The following is a 14,040-nucleotide window of genomic DNA, read 5'->3' on the forward strand; positions in this document are numbered from 1 at the left end:
TGCCTGGCGGCGTATTGGGCTGTGCAGGAATGAATGGGTTTCTGCGCGCCGGCGCAGGGTTGCGCAAACCGCATGGCACCTCTGACGAAACAAGCCGGGTGAATGTGAAGCGCTTCACTCAAAGCGTTGAAAGAAGGCGGTTTATCGCCTGGGCGGGATCTTGCTGAGCGGATTTCCGCTTATCTGATTTGCTGGGCAGCAGCCCGGTTTTTCAACCCTGAAGCTGCCGAAATCTGCATGATACCCAGTCCCCCGGCAGCGGTCTCAGGGATGGAGAGGCACGCCGCCGACGGAACAGGAGACTCAGAATAATGAGCAAAAAATTTGCAGCACGTGCCGGCGCGGCGTCGCTGGCAGCGGCCCTGGCAGCCCCGGCATTTGCAGGCCCCACGTACACCAACGACACCGGCGGCAGCTTCCGCTGGTACGGACAGTTCAATCCAGCCTACCAGTCGTTTGACGACGGGGAACAGGACTTCAACCGCCTGACCGACAACGCGGCCTCCAACTCGCGCATCGGTTTCTGGCTGGAGCAGGCGTACGGTGAGAACACCCTGCGGTTCAATTTTGAAACCGCCTTCGGCTTCCGCTCCTCGGACGGGGTCAGCCAGACCTCAACCGGCGACAACCTCAGCTGGGACCGCACCAACATCCGCCACGTCGACTTCCAGTTCGACACTGCCCGCTATGGCGGCTTCTCGGCGGGTCAGGGCTCGATGGCGACCGACGGCATCACCGGTGCTGACTTCTCCGGCACCGGGCTTGGCGCCTCCAATTCGGTCGCGGACTCAGCCGGAGGCTATGCCTTCCGCACCGGTGCAGGCGCGCTCAGCAGCATCGATATCGGTGATGCCTTCACCGATCTGGACGGCAGCCGCCTGGGCCGCATCCGCTACGACTCCCCGGAATTCGGGGGCTTCACCCTCTCGACCTCCTGGGGCACCGACGTGCTGAAGGACGCAAACGACCGCGAAAGCTATGACGTGGCGGTGCGTTGGGCCAACGACGATGCCGCAGGCTTTGCCATCGACACCGGCATCGGCGCCTCCTGGACCGAAGAAACCGGCGAGGAAGACACCCGCGACATCTCCGGCTCCTTTGCGGTTCTGCACAAGGCCACCGGCCTGTCGCTGAACGTGGCCGCAGGCGAGCGCGACATTGCGGGCAGCTATGCCTACGCCAAGCTGGGTTATTCGGCGGATCTGATCGCGGCCGGTTCCACCTCCTTCTCGGTGGACTACTATGACGGCTCCGACATGGTCACCGCCGGCGACAGCGCCGAGTCCTGGGGCGTGGCTGCGGTCCAGAAGATCGACGCCTACAACGTCGAAACCTACCTGGCCTACCGCGACTACTCCTATGCCGACACCAGCGCCACCAGCTACCAGGATGCAAACGTCATCCTGGCCGGTGCCCGCTGGAAGTTCTGAACCGCGACTCCCTCGGTTTCTGGAACGGAAACACGCCCCTTTGCGGGCGTGTTTTTCGTTCGCGGCCCCGGAAATCCGCGGGATTACGCAGGAAAGGGGCAATCCCCCTTGCGCCGCCGCGCCGGGGGAAATAGAAGACCGCAAATTGTCTGGGGGCGCCTGCGCGCACGCGCCCCGAATCTCTATGGGGAATAGGATGCAGGTCACCGAGACGCTGAACGAAGGTCTGAAACGCGGCTACGCCATTACCGTCACCGCTGCTGAGCTGGACGAGAAGGTCAACGAAAAGCTGGTCGAAGCGCAGCCGGAAATCGAAATGAAGGGTTTCCGCAAGGGCAAGGTGCCGATGGCGCTGCTGAAAAAGCAGTTCGGCCAGCGCCTGATGGGCGAAGCCATGCAGGAAGCCGTCGACGGCGCCATGAACAAGCATTTCGAGGACAGCGGCGACCGTCCGGCACTGCAGCCCGACGTCAAGATGACCAACGAAGACTGGAAAGAAGGCGACGACGTCAACGTCGAGATGTCCTATGAGGCACTGCCGGAAATCCCCGAAGTCGACTTCTCCGGCGTCGAGCTGGAAAAGCTGGTTGTGAAGGCTGAAGACGAAGCCGTCACCGAAGCACTGAACAACCTGGCGGAAACCGCCAAGGAATTCGAAGCCCGCGAAGAAGGCGCAGCAGCCGAAGACGGCGACCAGGTCGTGATCGACTTCGTCGGCAAGATCGACGGCGAAGCCTTTGACGGCGGCGCAGGCGACGACTACCCGCTGGTGCTGGGCTCCAACTCCTTCATCCCCGGCTTCGAAGAGCAGCTGGTCGGCACCAAAGCCGGTGAAGAAAAAGACGTGACCGTCTCCTTCCCGGAAGAGTACCAGGCCGAGCACCTGGCCGGTAAGGAAGCCGTGTTCTCCTGCACCGTCAAGGAAGTGAAAGCTCCGAAAGCGGCTGAGATCGACGACGAGCTGGCCAAGAAATTCGGTGCCGAAGACCTGGATGGTCTGAAAGCGCAGATCTCGGAGCGTCTGGAAGCCGAATACGCCGGCGCCGCCCGCGCCGTGATGAAGCGCGCGCTGCTGGACAAGCTGGACGGCCTGGTCTCCTTCGACCTGCCGCCGTCGCTGGTCGACGCCGAAGCCAAGCAGATCGCGCATCAGCTGTGGCACGAGGACAACCCGGAAGTGCAGGGCCACGACCACGGCGAGATCGAGCCGACCGAAGAGCACGTCAAGCTGGCCGAGCGCCGCGTGCGCTTGGGCCTGCTGCTGGCCGAGCTGGGCCAGAAAGCCGAGGTCGAAGTGACCGACGCCGAGATGACCCAGGCGATCATGCAGCAAGCACGCCAGTACCCGGGCCAGGAACGCCAGTTCTTCGAGTTCATCCAGCAGAACGCCCAGATGCAGCAGCAGCTGCGCGCGCCGATCTTCGAAGACAAGGTTGTCGACCACATCGTCGAGCAAGCCAAAGTCGAGGAGAAGGAAGTCTCCAAGGACGAGCTGCAGAAGGCGGTTGAGGAGCTGGAAGAGGAGTAATCCTCTCCCTCTAGCCAGATTACGGAAAGGCCGCCTGATGGGCGGCCTTTTTCGTGCTTGGCCCGGTCAAAGAACCACCCGCTCCTGCAGCCACAGCAGCGACGGGTAGGCCGCCAGCCAGGTCCAGAAAAACCGGTTCAGTCCGAACAGGCAGGCATTGGCGAGATGGAACAGCGCCGCGGTGAACAGCGCCACCACCAGCGCCTCTTGGCTGAACAGGGCGAGCGGGAACAGCACTTCGAACAGCATCACCGCCCAGCCCATCATCCACAGCAGCCTGGGGCGGTCTGCAAGGCTGCGGAGGCCCTCGCTGACGGGGTAGGCTGAAAAACGGAACACGTCCTGCAGCGCGCATCCAGAGCGCCACTCCGGGTTCACAATCTTCACCTGGCCGGAGATGAAATAGCAAATGACCAGCTGTCCTGCGAGATAGGCAAGGGCATACTCCTGCCATTGCTCTGACGGCAGCCAGCGGGCCGCAGTCAGACAGCAGAGGATCAGCAGGCTCATCTTGTCGCTGCCGCCATTATACGGCCCCTGAAACCGCTGCAGCAGCAACAGCCCCAGGATCACCAGTCCCAGCAGCACCCAAGGCGTGGCGATCCCGAACAGCAGCAGCCCGGCCAGCAGCAACCGGGGGCCGTGCAGGATCTGCTCATCGCGGAAACCCGCCAGATGTTCAGCGCTTTGCTGCAGGAAGGCGAGCGCCAGCAGCACCTCGGTGGTGCGCAGGGCCAGCTCAAGGCTCATGCGGCGGCCTGTTGTGCGGCTTGGGCGGAGAGGCCGGCCATCAGCTGCGGTTCGGACTGATAGGTGACTGCCTTGACCAGCCGGCCGTCCTCACCGCGATCCAGAAAGACGAGGCGGAACTGCAGATAGGGCAGGAGAGCACCGGGCGGCAGCGCACGCTGCAGGTCAGCCGCAATCCGCCGCAGGATTTCCTGCTGGCTGTGTTCGGTTGGCGCCAGCGTCAGCCGTTCGGCACAGCTGACCATAAACAGGCTTTCGTTCCAGCGCGCATTCCACAGCATCCGCCCGGCCACCGCCAGCAGGCTCAGCCGCTGCGGGCGCGGCCGGAATTCGCGCCATTGCTGGGGAGCGCCGGACGCACTGTCCAGCAGCCGCCATTCGACCCTTGGCGACGGGTCCACCGATTTGAAAAAGCGCCAGGATGGCATCAGTGCTGGCAGCAGCAGTTTGAACAGGGTCAGCATCACGCCAGTAAAGCGGGCGCCGGTTAGAATTCTGCTAAAATGCCACCAGATCGAAAGCGAAATGCTCCCGCCCGTCCTCGGCACCTTCCTGCGGAAGCTGCCGGCGCCCCGTTGGGCCGGGCAGCGCCCCTGCGGGGCGCTGCGGGCTGCGGCTCAACCGTCTCAGGGACGCAGGCCGGTTTCCTTGAGCATACCGCGGCGTTTGGCCTCAAAATAATAGCCGCGGGAGTAATGCTTGACGGCCATGTCCTGGCTGCCATCGGCGAGCAGCCAGGCGCCGCGCAGGTATTTGACGGAAAACTGCAGGTTGGTGTCCGCGTCCAGCAGTTCCTTGGGCTGGCCCTCGAAACCCATCGAGCGCGCCGTGGCGGGAAGGATCTGCAGCAGCCCGTAATATGGACGGTTCACCGCGTGCGGGCGGTGGGTGCTTTCGCGCACCGCCAGCCGGTGCACCAGGCTGCGCGGGACCTCGTAGTGGTCTGCCCAATAGTTGATCTGCTGCCGCAGTTCAGGCGTTTCATTGGGATGGAGCGGCGGATTGTACCGTGTCACCTCCGGTGGGGAGGCGGTGCTTCCGCAGGCAGCCAGAACTGCGGCTGCAAAAAATAAGATCAGTGTGGTCCGGCGCGACATGCGGCCTCCGCATATTGTTACACGCGGCCAGCCTAGCTGCACGGCCCCGGGCTGCAAGACGGGCTGTGGCATAGCCCGGCGCAACCGGCGGGGAATCGCCAGATCAGGAGGGGGTTTCCGCCGGCTTCTGACGGTTTTTGCGAATTTCGGCCTGGTTCATCAAACTTTAAATATTAGACATTTGTTAAATATGGTTATCCACTACATATTGGGTATGCGCATTGAGGCAACACGACCCTCAGGCAGATCGCCCCTCACGCCTGTGGGGCATCTGACCGCATCGGGCAGAAGGGACCGCGGCTGTTTCCCAATTTTCCGCGGTCCCGATAACCCCCGGCAAGCGCAGGCCGGCCTGTCTTTGAAAGCAAGAAACCGACCTATGTTTGGCGCGGCGCAAGGCGTCTGGATCTCACCTCCGTCCATCCCCGGCAGCAGCGGTTTCGGCGGGGGCCTGGAAGGGGGCAGCTAAGGCTTCACTGCTTCACCCGCCTCCGGTTTCCGCGAAATCAGCCGGACGCGCGGCTGGGCTTGTTCAACGCCTCAAACAGGCCGCTGCCCGGCGCAATCAGGCCCTTGGGCACGATCTCCGCAATCGCCTCGGTTCTGAAGTCCGGCCGGTCGAACCGGTGCCCGCGCAGCAGCCGGAACAGCAGCCGCCGGCGCAGCGCCAGCTCCTCACGCTCCAGGTCGTCATCCACGTCTGTCCCCTCCATTCTGATCCCGTTGCGATGCTGGCAAGGAACGGCAAACGGGAGGTTTATGGCGGTTGTGCATTTCCATAAAACTTAGCGCGGCTTTTAGGAGTGGCCGCCTGAAACAGAAAAGGCCGCCCCGAAGGACGGCCTTTCCCGATTTCCTCTGACCCGAGAAGGGATCAGTTGGTTTCTTCGTCGCCAGCGGCTTCGGCTGCCGGTGCTTCGTCCTCGTCGGACGCCGCGGAGCCGATGTCGTCGAACAGCTCGGAGATCTCGAATTCAGCAGCGGCTTCCTCTTCGGCGGCCAGCTCCTGGATCGATTTGCCCGATGCCTGCAGCTCCGCTTCCTCTTGGGAGCGGGCCACGTTCAGCTTGATTTCGACTTCCACTTCCGGGTGCAGTTTCACGGCGACGGAATGCAGGCCCAGTTCCTTGATCGGGTGGATCAGGGCGACCTGTTTCTTGTCGACCGAGAAGCCGTCCGCAGTTGCAGCGTCAGCTGCGTCGCGCGGGGTGACCGAGCCGTACAGCGCGCCCGCGTCCGATGCGGAGCGAATCACGATGAACTGCTGGCCGTCCAGCTTCTCTGCCAGAGCCTCGGCTTCTTTCTTGGTCTCCAGGTTGCGCGCTTCCAGCTGCGCTTTCTGGGCTTCGAAGGAAGCGATGTTGGCTTCGGATGCGGTCTTTGCCTTGCCCTGCGGCAGCAGGAAGTTGCGGGCGTAACCGGGCTTCACGTCGACGACGTCGCCCATCTGGCCCAGCTTTGCAACGCGCTCAAGAAGGATAACTTGCATCTGCTTATCTCCTTACTTCACGGCGTAGGGCAGCAGGGCGAGGAAGCGGGCGCGCTTGATAGCACGGGCCAGCTCACGCTGCTTCTTGGCCGAAACGGCGGTGATGCGCGAAGGCACGATCTTGCCGCGCTCAGAGATGTAGCGCTGCAGCAGACGGGTGTCTTTGTAGTCGATCTTCGGCGCGTTGTCGCCCGAGAACGGGCAAACCTTGCGGCGGCGGAAAAACGGTTTGGCTGCCATGATTTAGCGTCCTTTTCTCAAGCGTTGATCAGCGGCGCTCGCGACGGCCGTCGCGTTCGTCGCGCTTCTGCATCTGGACCGAAGGGCCCTCGGCGTGCTCGTCGACCTTGATGGTCAGGACGCGCATCACGTCGTCATGCAGACGCATCAGGCGCTCCATTTCCTGAACGGCAGACGCGGGTGCGTCGGTGCGCAGGAAGGCATAGTGGCCCTTGCGGTTCTTGTTGATCTTGTAGGCCATGGTCTTGACGCCCCAGTACTCCTGGTCGACCAGCTTGCCGCCGTTGTCGGACAGAACAGCACCGAAGTGTTCGATGAGGCCTTCTGCTTGCGAGTTGGACAGGTCCTGACGCGCAATCATGACATGCTCATAGAGTGGCATGCGAACTCCTGTTTGTGTCTAGGCGCATTTCATAGACGGGGCATCTGATGCTTCCGCTGCCCGGTCACGAGAGGCTGCGCGGATCGAAAGTGTCGCGGAAGCAGGCCCCCTATACAGGCTGAGGCGCAAAGAGCAAGGCAAAAGCGGCCTCCGCCGCCGCCAGTGCCGGGCCGCCGCTGCAAAACCGCAAGCGCGCCGCATTGCTGCCTCAATGCCGGTCTTCTCTCATTAACGAAGTCTTAACGCGTCGGGGAGCCGTGATGCCGGCTCCGCGCCGGCAGGGGCAGCTTGAGAAAGGGCAGTCGGATGGCAGTAACAGATCAAACTCCGCCGGAGGTTTCCAGGGCTTCTGGCGGCACGGCGTTTGGTGCCGCAGTCAGGGCGGTGCCGCTGAGCCTGCGGCTGGAGGCAAACTGGAAACTGCGTGTGGTTCTGTTCCGGCTGTTGGGGGCGGCTATGATCCTCGGCTCCACCGGCCTGTGGCTGGTGCCCGGGGCCGGGGCGGACCCGGAGATGAACCTGATCCGGATGGGGATCTCCGTGGCCTTTCTGCTTGCCGGGCTGGTGCTGATGACCGCGCATGAACCCGGCAACCGGCCCGAGGCGTGCTTTGATCCGGTGCGCCGTGAGTTGCGGGTGCTGCAGCGTGACAGCCAGGGCCGCCCCTGCACTGTGCTGCGCCGCAGCTATGAAAGCCTGGGCGGGGTTCGGCTGACAGCGGCCTCGGTGCAGATGTACGAGGTGGATGGCAGCCTGCTGATCGAATTGCCGGTCGGGTCCGCTGCGATGCGCAGCCAGCTTCGCGACCAGTTCAGCGGTGCGGTGCGGTTCCTGACCTGACAGCCCATCACGTTTTCGCGAGACAGGCCCGGCTGCACCGCAGCCGGGTTTTGTGTTCGCCCGCTCACAGCTAGTGTTGGTTTTTGCCGGCTTCCTTTTCAGGAGACTTTCGCCGCATCTGTTGCCACAAGATTTGTTCAGACGGAGCCTTTCCCATGAAGAAGACCCTGCTTGCCGCCGCCCTGGCCGCTGCCACTGCAACTGGCGCTGCCGCCGCCCCCGAAAAATACGTCCTGGATCCCGGCCACAGCCAGATTCTGTTCGATTACAACCACCTGGGCTACTCGACCACCTATGGCCTGTTCTCCGGCTTCGAGGGCGAAATCATGTTCGACCAGGAAGACCCGGCGGCCTCCAGCGTGTCTGTGACCATGCCGCTCAGCATGATGTTCACCGGCTGGCAGGCGCGGTTCGACCACTTCATGACCAAGGATTTCTTCGACGCCACCGAGGATGAAACCGTCAGCTTCACCTCCACCGCCATCGAAGTGACCGGCGAGGACACCGCCAAGATCACCGGCGATCTGACCCTCAACGGCGTGACCAAGTCGGTTGTGCTGGATGCCAAGCTGAACCAGAAAGGTGAGCACCCGATGGCCAAGAAGCCCTGGGCCGGTTTTGACGCAACAACCCAGGTCCTGCGCTCCGACTACAACCTTGGCCAGTTCGCCCCCTTCGTGAGCGACGAGGTCAACATCAAGATTTCGATCGAGGCAATGAAGGCCGACAGCTGACCCTGATCCGCTGACCTGAGACCTTTTGGCCGCCAGCTCCCTCCGGGCTGGCGGTTTTTTCGTGCCTGCTGCTGCGGGCCTCCCCAAAGCGTGACCGGAGTTCACTGGCGTTTTCCGCCGCCCTGCGGCAGTCTGGTGCCGGCCTCTCCGGCCACATCGGAAAGGAGGCACCCATGTTCCGCTTAGGCTATATCGCTTCAGCCGGTGCGGCATTGGCCCTCGCTGCCAACCTGGCTTTCCCAGCGCCCGCCGCCGCCCATGATTCAGGCCATGATGCGGCCCGCGCCATTGCCGGGCTGATTGCCCTGGGCCTTATCGTCAAAAGCCTGGATGACCGAAAGCACCGCCACCACGGGTATAACTACAGCTACCAGCCGCGTACGCATTACTACCCGCGTACCTACTACAAGCCCCACGGCGGCCGCCATCATGTCAAACGGCACCGGCATCACAACCGCGGCATCCACCGCCACCGCACCCGCCACGGCGGCTATTACCGGCACAGCCACTAAGCTGACGCCCCTGCAACTGCAATTGACGGTCCTGCAAAAGCGGGACCACTCCAGTAGCTGCGCTTGATACCTCGCGGGCAGAGCGGCGACCGGAACGGCAAAGCGCCGCGCGTCAGCGCGGCGCCGGGCCCAAGGCTGCCAGGGGGTTCCGGCGCAGCCGGGGCACCCGCGGGCGCGGGAGAGCGCCGCTTCCTGTGTCACTGCACCCTTTGGGCTTCTAGCGACACAGTCACGTCCACCGCAAACCCCAGCGAGCTTTCGTCCGGCAGGCTCTTGCCGATACCAAAGTCCAGCCGGTTCAGGCTGAGGGCTCCGGTCATCCTCCCAGTGTCTCCCTCCAGATCCAGGCTGAAGGGCAGGGTGACGGGCACCGTCTGGTCCTTGATTGTCAGGGTGCCTTCGGCCTGGTAGCCCTCCTCCAGCTTTTCGATCTCCGCCTGGAACATGGCCGTGGGGAAATTGGCGCTGTCAAAGTAATCGGCGCCCATCGCCTGACCGGTTACCGAGCCCAGTTCCAGCGAGGGGATGGCGATGGTGACCTCCACATCGCCCGCCGGTCCCGGGGCGGCCGGCTCCTCGAAATTGATCACCGCATTCCACTCGCCGAAACTGCCGGTGACCGCGCTGCCCATCTGGACGACAGAGATCGCCAATGTGCCCGACTGCACCGCCCAGCTGCCTGCAGCGCCGCCGCCCGGTTCCGTGGCCACAACCGGCGTTGCGGTTCCGCTGGCGTGCTTGCTTCCAAAGACGCCAATTGCTGCACCGCCGCCCAGCGCGCCGGCCCAGACCAGCAGTGCGGCCAGCAGCGGCAGCAGGCTGTGGCTCTGCGCGGGCGGCTGCGGCAGGCTGGCGCGGCCCGGCAGCATCCGGCGCAAGGTGGCGTCCCGGTCGATCACATGATGCTTCAGCGCACCGGCAATATGCAGGCCCAGCGCGCCCGCCAGGGTCCAGACCAGCACCCAGTGCAGCCCCGCCGTCAGCTCTGCCAGCGGCTCGGACTGCGGCACAAACGGCAGTGTCTGCCCGAACGGCCACCAGATCGGGGCGAAACCGGTGGTCGCGGCATGGTGGATCCAGCCGGTCAGCGGCACCGCCACCAGCGAGCCGTACAGCAGCCAGTGCACCATCTCCGCGGCCAGCGCCTCGGCCTTGCGGTCCGGATGCAGCAGCCCCGGCTTGGGCTGGCTCAGCGCCCACAGGATGCGCAGCAGCGCGGTGAAGAACACCGCCACCCCAACGGTCTTGTGCAGCGAGAACAGCAGCGTGGCGCGCTCGATCACCTCCTGGCTGCCGTCAAACGCCGGGCCCTGGATCTCATGCGCCAGTTCATTGGCGAAATAGCCAAGCGGGAAGGCGGAGAAGATCAGCAGGGCCGTCAGCCAGTGAAAGGTCTTGGCAACGCTGCCATAGCTTTGAAAGGTGTTTTGGCCGGACATGGGGCTTGGGGTCCTTTTTCAGTCGGGGCTGCCTTCAAGGTAGCAACACCGCGGCCCCGCGCAACATCCGCGCCCCCTTCATCCGCGCACAGGGCCGGTGCGCAAACTGCAGCTTTGCTTGTGCGTTGCGTCAAGGGCCGTTACATCAGGCCAAACGCTAAAACAGACGAGGTCTTCAATGACGATCGCATTCGTGTTTCCCGGGCAGGGTGCCCAGACCATTGGGATGGGCAAGGCATTGGCCGATGCTTATCCGGCGGCCAAGGCCATCTTTGACGAGGTCGATGAAGCGCTGGGGGAAAGCCTGAGCCAGCTGATCTGGGAGGGCGACATCGAAACCCTGACCCTCACCCAGAACGCCCAGCCGGCGCTGATGGCCACTTCGATGGCCGCCATGCGCGCGCTCGAAGCCGAAGGCGTGACGATTGAGAAGGCCGCTTTTGTGGCCGGCCACAGCTTGGGTGAATACTCCGCTCTGGCCGCCGCCGGGGCGATCTCGGTCACAGACACCGCCCGCCTGCTGCGCACCCGCGGCCGGGCAATGCAAAGTGCCGTGCCGGTGGGCGAGGGTGCGATGGCCGCGATCCTCGGCCTCGACCTCGACGCCGTGCGCGCAGTTGCTGAGGAAGCCGCGCAGGGTGAAGTCTGTCAGGCTGCCAACGACAACGACCCCACCCAGGTGGTGGTCTCAGGCGCAAAGGCCGCCGTTGAACGCGCCGCCGTGATCGCCAAGGAGAAGGGCGCCAAGCGCGCGGTGATGCTGCCGGTGTCCGCCCCCTTCCATTGCGCCCTGATGCAGCCCGCCGCCGACGCCATGGCCGAGGCGCTGGCCGGCGTTGAAATCAAATCCCCGGCGGTGCCGCTGATCGCCAATGTGCGCGCCGACGCTGTGACCAGCCCGGATGAGATCCGCCAGCTTCTGGTGGAACAGGTGACCGGTTCTGTGCGCTGGCGCGAAAGCGTGCAGGCGATGGCCGCCAAGGGCGTGACCGAATTCTGGGAGATCGGCGCGGGCAAGGCGCTGTCCGGCATGATCCGCAAGATCGACCGCGCGCTGGCGAGCCGCCAGATCGGCACCCCCGAGGAAGCCAAGGCCGCAGCTGAAGCGTAACAATATATCCCGGCGCGCCCATGCAGCGCCGGGGACCGCATACAAAGGACACAAACATGTTTGATCTGACTGGCAAGAATGCCCTCGTCACCGGCGCCTCCGGCGGCATCGGCGGCGACATCGCCCGCGCGCTGCACGCGGCTGGCGCAACCGTGGCGCTGTCGGGCACCCGCGAGGAACCGCTCAAGGCACTGGCCGAAGAGCTGGGCGAGCGCGCCCATGTGCTGCCCTGCAACCTTTCTGACGCCGAAGCGGTCGAGGCGCTGCCGAAACAGGCGGCCGAGGCAATGGGCTCGGTCGATATCCTGGTCAACAACGCTGGCATCACCCGCGACAACCTGTTCATGCGGATGAAAGACGAGGAATGGGAAAGCGTCCTGAACGTTAACCTGACCTCGACCATGCGCCTGTGCCGCGGCGTTCTGCGCGGCATGATGAAAGCGCGCTGGGGCCGCATCATCAACATCTCCTCGGTCGTGGGCGCAACCGGCAACCCGGGTCAGGGCAACTATGCCGCCTCCAAGGCAGGCATGGTCGGCATGTCCAAATCGCTGGCATATGAAGTCGCCAACCGCGGCATTACCGTCAATGCGGTCGCCCCGGGCTTTATCGCCACGGCGATGACCGACAAGCTGAACGACTCGCAGAAAGACGCGATTCTGAGCCAGATTCCGGCGGGCCGCATGGGGGATTCGAACGAAATCGCCTCTGCCGTTCTGTACCTGGCCAGCCAGGAAGCCGGCTATGTCACCGGCACAACCCTGCATGTGAATGGCGGCATGGCGATGATCTGAGCCCCGTGCCAGCCGCTGAATTGCCAAGCCCCGCAGCCCGTTTGCGGGGCTTTTTCACGCCGTATCACGCCAAGCCCGCCGCGCAGCCAGTCCTGCCGTTGCCGTCAAGCGGTTGAAAAACGGCGGAATTGCCAAAAAATCCCGTTAACACTCTTGCAACCACTTGATTGCGGGGCCATCTGCACGGCTTCATACCCGCACGATACCGGCTGCCGCGGGAATCGTTACCAAGCGAAACCGTTTGCCTTGGCCGCGGTCTATGCTATAGGCGGCCCATATCCGCAGGTATTTCCTAAGGGAAACGCCGCACTGTCCCCGTCCCGCGGGGATCACACCGCCCGCTCCGGGCAATAACCACGCCGCCCGCACGGGCAAGGGCAGAACCGGGCAGAGTGCCCTGAATTACGAGGAAGAGACATGAGCGACGTCGCAGATCGCGTTAAAAAGATCGTTGTTGAGCACCTGGGTGTTGAAGAAGACAAGGTCACCGAAAACGCCTCCTTCATCGATGATCTGGGCGCAGACAGCCTGGACACCGTGGAACTGGTGATGGCGTTTGAAGAAGAGTTCGGCATCGAGATCCCGGACGACGCAGCCGAAACCATCCAGACCTTCGGCGACGCGGTCAAGTTCATCTCCGAAGCGTCCTGATAAACGCTTCCGGATGACCGGAAAGAACGGCGTCTTCCCAGCGGGGAAGGCGCCGTTTTCTTTTGCCGCTCCACTGCAGGGCCGGCACCTGCCGAATCTGCTGCTGCGGCAATCTGGCGTCTTGCCTGTTTGCGCTACCAGACAGCCGGGCGCGCACGCCGCAATTGTTCCACAAAGGGTCAGGATACGGCGTAACGGCGGGTGCGATCCGTGCTAAGCTTTCCTCGACAGGCAGAACACAGAGGAGACTGGCACTATGATGATTTACCCCACGATGGAGATTCAGAACGGCCGCTGCGTGACCCTCGAAAAAGGCCGCCTGGACGAGCCGCAGATCTGGCACGTGGACCCGGTGGAAACCGCCAAGGGCTTTGCCGCCGCAGGGGCGGAATGGATGCACCTGACCGACTTCAGCGCCATTGAGGGCGATTACAGCAACGAGGACCTGGTCACCGACATCATCCGCGGCGCCGGCATTCCGGTGCAGCTGGGCGGCGGCATCCGATCGCGCGAGCAGGTCGAGAGCTGGATCGACAAGGGTGCAGGCCGCATCGTGATCGGCACCCTGGCTGCCCGCGACCCGCATCTGGTGCGCGAGCTTGCGGAACACCATCCGGACCAGATCGTGCTTGCCGTTGATATCTGGCAAGGCCAGGTGATGACCGACGGCTGGCGCAAGTCCGGCGCATTTACCCCCGAAGCCTATCTGGAGGCCTTTGAGGGCGCGCCATTTGCCGGCATCATTATCACCGACATCGACTCCGATGTTGCCGACACGGAAGCGCAGATGGGGCTGATGTCGCACCTGGCGTCCACGGTGAAGCTGCCGGTGATTGCCAATGGCGTGGTGCGCAATGCCGATGATATCTCGCGGCTGAAGTACATTCACAATATCGCCGGCGCGATGGTGGGCCGGGCGCTGTTCCGCAAGACACTGTCGGTCGAGGATGCGCTGGCCGTTGCGCGGCCGGAGCCGGAACCGGTGGCGGAATTCCAGTAACCCCAAGCAATCGGGCTGCTGCCTGCGGCTAACACCCGCAGGC

17 protein-coding genes are annotated in these 14,040 nt (G+C 63.6%); 9 read left to right on the plus strand and 8 right to left on the minus strand.

The window, feature by feature from the left end; genetic code table 11:
* The first annotated feature begins 311 nt into the window (after positions 1 to 311).
* Complete coding sequence (locus tag AC5STI_RS03585) at positions 312 to 1,430, plus strand: porin (RefSeq protein ID WP_495445610.1); 1,119 nt, start codon at positions 312 to 314, stop codon at positions 1,428 to 1,430.
* Between the two features lie 196 nt (positions 1,431 to 1,626).
* Entirely contained in the window at positions 1,627 to 2,958 is a 1,332-nt protein-coding gene (gene tig, locus AC5STI_RS03590) for a trigger factor (protein ID WP_495445611.1), read from the plus strand.
* Between the two features lie 66 nt (positions 2,959 to 3,024).
* On the opposite strand, the gene AC5STI_RS03595 is transcribed toward tig, so the two are convergent.
* The 7 genes from AC5STI_RS03595 to rpsF form a co-directional block, all read right to left on the minus strand.
* Positions 3,025 to 3,708 carry an HTTM domain-containing protein gene (locus tag AC5STI_RS03595; protein WP_495445612.1) on the minus strand — a complete coding sequence of 228 codons (684 nt, stop codon included), beginning with the start codon at positions 3,706 to 3,708 and terminating at the stop codon, positions 3,025 to 3,027.
* Positions 3,705 to 4,172 (minus strand): hypothetical protein, encoded by a 468-nt coding sequence (locus AC5STI_RS03600; protein ID WP_495445613.1) that lies wholly within the window; start codon positions 4,170 to 4,172, stop codon positions 3,705 to 3,707. Before AC5STI_RS03600 ends, AC5STI_RS03595 begins: the two co-directional genes overlap by 4 nt.
* Positions 4,173 to 4,334: 162 nt before the next feature.
* On the minus strand, positions 4,335 to 4,805 hold the full coding sequence (locus AC5STI_RS03605) for a transglycosylase SLT domain-containing protein (RefSeq protein WP_495445614.1): 471 nt from the start codon (positions 4,803 to 4,805) through the stop codon (positions 4,335 to 4,337).
* Positions 4,806 to 5,311: 506 nt separating this feature from the next.
* Positions 5,312 to 5,518, minus strand: a complete 207-nt coding sequence (locus tag AC5STI_RS03610) for a hypothetical protein (RefSeq protein ID WP_495445615.1) — start codon at positions 5,516 to 5,518, stop codon at positions 5,312 to 5,314.
* 161 nt (positions 5,519 to 5,679) lie between these two features.
* Positions 5,680 to 6,294 carry a 50S ribosomal protein L9 gene (rplI, locus tag AC5STI_RS03615; RefSeq protein WP_475051762.1) on the minus strand — a complete coding sequence of 205 codons (615 nt, stop codon included), beginning with the start codon at positions 6,292 to 6,294 and terminating at the stop codon, positions 5,680 to 5,682.
* A 12-nt stretch (positions 6,295 to 6,306) separates the two neighbouring features.
* A complete protein-coding gene (gene rpsR, locus AC5STI_RS03620; RefSeq protein WP_005982441.1) occupies positions 6,307 to 6,534 on the minus strand; it encodes a 30S ribosomal protein S18 in 228 nt (75 codons plus the stop codon).
* 28 nt (positions 6,535 to 6,562) lie between these two features.
* Positions 6,563 to 6,916: a 30S ribosomal protein S6 gene (rpsF, locus tag AC5STI_RS03625; RefSeq protein WP_027237802.1), complete on the minus strand. Its 354-nt coding sequence runs from the start codon at positions 6,914 to 6,916 to the stop codon at positions 6,563 to 6,565.
* Positions 6,917 to 7,222: 306 nt separating this feature from the next.
* Here rpsF and AC5STI_RS03630 point away from each other — a divergent pair, with 306 nt between their 5' ends.
* The 3 genes from AC5STI_RS03630 (at position 7,223) to AC5STI_RS03640 (ending at position 9,002) form a co-directional block, all read left to right on the plus strand.
* Positions 7,223 to 7,756: a hypothetical protein gene (locus AC5STI_RS03630; RefSeq protein WP_475051766.1), complete on the plus strand. Its 534-nt coding sequence runs from the start codon at positions 7,223 to 7,225 to the stop codon at positions 7,754 to 7,756.
* A 155-nt stretch (positions 7,757 to 7,911) separates the two neighbouring features.
* Positions 7,912 to 8,490: a YceI family protein gene (locus AC5STI_RS03635; protein WP_490397562.1), complete on the plus strand. Its 579-nt coding sequence runs from the start codon at positions 7,912 to 7,914 to the stop codon at positions 8,488 to 8,490.
* Positions 8,491 to 8,663: 173 nt separating this feature from the next.
* Positions 8,664 to 9,002, plus strand: a complete 339-nt coding sequence (locus AC5STI_RS03640) for a hypothetical protein (RefSeq protein WP_495445616.1) — start codon at positions 8,664 to 8,666, stop codon at positions 9,000 to 9,002.
* 197 nt (positions 9,003 to 9,199) lie between these two features.
* Here AC5STI_RS03640 and AC5STI_RS03645 read toward each other — a convergent pair whose 3' ends face one another.
* On the minus strand, positions 9,200 to 10,441 hold the full coding sequence (locus AC5STI_RS03645) for a cytochrome b/b6 domain-containing protein (protein WP_495445617.1): 1,242 nt from the start codon (positions 10,439 to 10,441) through the stop codon (positions 9,200 to 9,202).
* A gap of 178 nt (positions 10,442 to 10,619) precedes the next feature.
* On the opposite strand from AC5STI_RS03645, the gene fabD reads away from it, so the two are divergent.
* From fabD to AC5STI_RS03665, 4 genes are all read left to right on the plus strand, one after another.
* On the plus strand, positions 10,620 to 11,552 hold the full coding sequence (gene fabD / locus AC5STI_RS03650; protein WP_495445618.1) for an ACP S-malonyltransferase: 933 nt from the start codon (positions 10,620 to 10,622) through the stop codon (positions 11,550 to 11,552).
* 56 nt (positions 11,553 to 11,608) lie between these two features.
* A complete protein-coding gene (gene fabG, locus AC5STI_RS03655; protein ID WP_495445619.1) occupies positions 11,609 to 12,346 on the plus strand; it encodes a 3-oxoacyl-ACP reductase FabG in 738 nt (245 codons plus the stop codon).
* Between the two features lie 417 nt (positions 12,347 to 12,763).
* On the plus strand, positions 12,764 to 12,997 hold the full coding sequence (locus tag AC5STI_RS03660; RefSeq protein ID WP_005982462.1) for an acyl carrier protein: 234 nt from the start codon (positions 12,764 to 12,766) through the stop codon (positions 12,995 to 12,997).
* 256 nt (positions 12,998 to 13,253) lie between these two features.
* On the plus strand, positions 13,254 to 13,997 hold the full coding sequence (locus tag AC5STI_RS03665) for a 1-(5-phosphoribosyl)-5-[(5-phosphoribosylamino)methylideneamino]imidazole-4-carboxamide isomerase (protein WP_495445620.1): 744 nt from the start codon (positions 13,254 to 13,256) through the stop codon (positions 13,995 to 13,997).
* Positions 13,998 to 14,040 lie beyond the last annotated feature (43 nt).

The organism is Leisingera sp. CC-HEC096, from assembly GCF_059429235.1.

Coding starts and splice junctions, on each gene's coding strand:
- AC5STI_RS03585 (WP_495445610.1), top strand. CDS start 312: ATGAGCAAAAAATTTGCAGCACGTGCCGGCGCGGCGTCGCTGGCAGCG.
- tig (WP_495445611.1), top strand. CDS start 1,627: ATGCAGGTCACCGAGACGCTGAACGAAGGTCTGAAACGCGGCTACGCC.
- AC5STI_RS03595 (WP_495445612.1), bottom strand. CDS start 3,708: ATGAGCCTTGAGCTGGCCCTGCGCACCACCGAGGTGCTGCTGGCGCTC.
- AC5STI_RS03600 (WP_495445613.1), bottom strand. CDS start 4,172: ATGCTGACCCTGTTCAAACTGCTGCTGCCAGCACTGATGCCATCCTGG.
- AC5STI_RS03605 (WP_495445614.1), bottom strand. CDS start 4,805: ATGTCGCGCCGGACCACACTGATCTTATTTTTTGCAGCCGCAGTTCTG.
- AC5STI_RS03610 (WP_495445615.1), bottom strand. CDS start 5,518: ATGGAGGGGACAGACGTGGATGACGACCTGGAGCGTGAGGAGCTGGCG.
- rplI (WP_475051762.1), bottom strand. CDS start 6,294: ATGCAAGTTATCCTTCTTGAGCGCGTTGCAAAGCTGGGCCAGATGGGC.
- rpsR (WP_005982441.1), bottom strand. CDS start 6,534: ATGGCAGCCAAACCGTTTTTCCGCCGCCGCAAGGTTTGCCCGTTCTCG.
- rpsF (WP_027237802.1), bottom strand. CDS start 6,916: ATGCCACTCTATGAGCATGTCATGATTGCGCGTCAGGACCTGTCCAAC.
- AC5STI_RS03630 (WP_475051766.1), top strand. CDS start 7,223: ATGGCAGTAACAGATCAAACTCCGCCGGAGGTTTCCAGGGCTTCTGGC.
- AC5STI_RS03635 (WP_490397562.1), top strand. CDS start 7,912: ATGAAGAAGACCCTGCTTGCCGCCGCCCTGGCCGCTGCCACTGCAACT.
- AC5STI_RS03640 (WP_495445616.1), top strand. CDS start 8,664: ATGTTCCGCTTAGGCTATATCGCTTCAGCCGGTGCGGCATTGGCCCTC.
- AC5STI_RS03645 (WP_495445617.1), bottom strand. CDS start 10,441: ATGTCCGGCCAAAACACCTTTCAAAGCTATGGCAGCGTTGCCAAGACC.
- fabD (WP_495445618.1), top strand. CDS start 10,620: ATGACGATCGCATTCGTGTTTCCCGGGCAGGGTGCCCAGACCATTGGG.
- fabG (WP_495445619.1), top strand. CDS start 11,609: ATGTTTGATCTGACTGGCAAGAATGCCCTCGTCACCGGCGCCTCCGGC.
- AC5STI_RS03660 (WP_005982462.1), top strand. CDS start 12,764: ATGAGCGACGTCGCAGATCGCGTTAAAAAGATCGTTGTTGAGCACCTG.
- AC5STI_RS03665 (WP_495445620.1), top strand. CDS start 13,254: ATGATGATTTACCCCACGATGGAGATTCAGAACGGCCGCTGCGTGACC.